The following is a 1296-nucleotide window of genomic DNA, read 5'->3' on the forward strand; positions in this document are numbered from 1 at the left end:
ACCCGAATTTAGGGAAGATTATCCATACAAAAGCTTCAAACCGACAAACAACGCGTGGCATTTTTAGTTTGCGGTGAGTTTAGTGTTTAAGGCGTAATTCAGTGGCTTGATTTGTGCGTTGTCTGCGGTTTAAGCTGGCGTTATAGCGCTGCTGAATGCTAACTGAAACTAAAGTTGAAATGGCGCTCAAAACTTAATATCTATTATATGCATTCTATATAGTATTGATTATCCTACCGTGTATGTATTTTAGGGGAATTTTATGTATATAGAAGACGGTAGGATTATCAAAAGAGGAAATAGGGTAACTATTATTCCTCAGTCAAGGCTAGTTGTTAATGGTTTAATTAATAATGGTAATAAAGTGATTCCCTATAAACGCTGGGGAATGCGCAATCCCAAATATGAGAATCTTGCTCTGGATTGGAACTTTCACTCTATAGTCGTTCATCATTCAGGAAATTGGGGTGAAAAGAATCCTGTAAATATCGAAAGGTTACACATGGTTGAGAATGGGTTTGATCATGTCGGTTACCACTACTTGATAGACAGCGCTGGTAAAATATATGAAGGTCGAGAATTGATTTACAAAGGCTCTCATGTAAAACATAGTAACACCAAAAGAATAGGAGTCCTTTTACTTGGGGACTTTAATGAACAATGGTGGGATATTGATGATGAGCTGACAAACTCTCAGCTTAAGGCACTCGGGTCATTAGTAAAATCGTTTAAACAACATTTCCCTATAGAAAAACTTGGAGGGCATAAAGAGTTTTTACCAGGCAAAGGGTATTCATGCCCAGGAAATGTCGTGATGGATATTATCGATAATATTAGGAGTCGACATGCTCTACAAAAGCCTTAGTCGTTTTCTATCTGTCTTTGTCACTTTATTGCTATTGACAAAGTTTTTCACAGCAACAGTTGTTTTTTCGGATGATCCATATAGTTTCTTTGTGTTTAAGACACAACCATCTTTATATAATAAATTTGTAGTTACAAGTGATGAAGAATTCAATAAATTTGTCGTAATCTTATCTGATGAAAATAAATTAATTGGTCAGGATGTATACAGCTATTTGATGAGTAGTACGGTTATAGTCTCTTTGATCGGTTTACTATTGTTGGTTTTCGTTGTTGGAAAGCGCTTATCAAAACGCAATAAAAGGTAATTTGTGAAGCCTTTGCAACTCAATAAATTTAGTGTGGTTGTGGTGCAACATAACAAACGACTATGGCGTCAATAGCTAATTTTTAGCTGTATTTTCATCCCACATGACGCCATCTCTTAGCATT

General features: G+C 36.0%; 2 protein-coding genes. Both read left to right on the forward strand.

The window, feature by feature from the left end:
- Nucleotides 1–262: 262 nt before the first annotated feature.
- A complete protein-coding gene (locus Q8W40_RS27950; protein WP_305402100.1) occupies nt 263–865 on the forward strand; it encodes a peptidoglycan recognition protein family protein in 603 nt (200 codons plus the stop codon).
- The gene (locus tag Q8W40_RS27955; protein WP_305402101.1) at nt 846–1172 is read left to right on the forward strand and encodes a hypothetical protein; all 327 of its coding nucleotides are present in this window, start codon (nt 846–848) and stop codon (nt 1170–1172) included. The genes Q8W40_RS27950 and Q8W40_RS27955 overlap by 20 nt, the downstream gene beginning before the upstream one ends.
- Nucleotides 1173–1296: the final 124 nt, after the last annotated feature.

The organism is Vibrio penaeicida (genome assembly GCF_030689305.1).
Taxonomy (GTDB): domain Bacteria; phylum Pseudomonadota; class Gammaproteobacteria; order Enterobacterales; family Vibrionaceae; genus Vibrio; species Vibrio penaeicida_B.

Coding starts and splice junctions, on each gene's coding strand:
- Q8W40_RS27950 (WP_305402100.1), top strand. CDS start 263: ATGTATATAGAAGACGGTAGGATTATCAAAAGAGGAAATAGGGTAACT.
- Q8W40_RS27955 (WP_305402101.1), top strand. CDS start 846: ATGCTCTACAAAAGCCTTAGTCGTTTTCTATCTGTCTTTGTCACTTTA.